Genomic DNA, 383 nt, shown 5'->3' with positions numbered 1-383 from the left:
AAATTACAATCAGAAGAAGATTGAGAATGGTATTTCATTTAAGGAAAAATTAGAATCTGTAGTGCCGTTAGCTATAAAACAAAATGATTTCTGGGAAACAAGACGTGAAAATTTAGAAGTTATCAATGAATTATATAATCACAGAAAAAACATGATTCATCTAAAGACTAAATCAAAGGATGAATTAAATAGGTATTCAGAAGTTTTCAGTGAGATGTTAAGCTTTGATTTGTTTAAAGCAATAAGCGCAACAATAAATGTTTTTAATAGTATTGAGAAAGATTTCGTTGAGATAGAGGAAGAATGAAGAAAAGCCAGCATACAACAACTAAGCGTTCGTGTGGCAGGTACTGCCCAACATGAACGGTAGGTTGACGTAACCG

The 383-nt window shown here is 32.1% G+C and carries 1 protein-coding gene; it reads left to right on the top strand.

The annotated features are described in order from the left end of the window. Window positions 1-307, top strand: a 307-nt coding sequence (locus DLK05_RS17760; protein ID WP_209319977.1) for a hypothetical protein, incomplete at its 5' end; no start/stop codon positions are given. Between the last annotated feature and the right edge of the window lie 76 nt (window positions 308-383).

Origin of the sequence: Ancylomarina longa (genome assembly GCF_003996985.1) — a bacterium.
Taxonomy (GTDB): Bacteria; Bacteroidota; Bacteroidia; order Bacteroidales; family Marinifilaceae; genus Ancylomarina_A; species Ancylomarina_A longa.
Note: the sequence above shows the minus strand (reverse complement) of the source record. Positions and strands in the feature narration are given on the sequence as shown.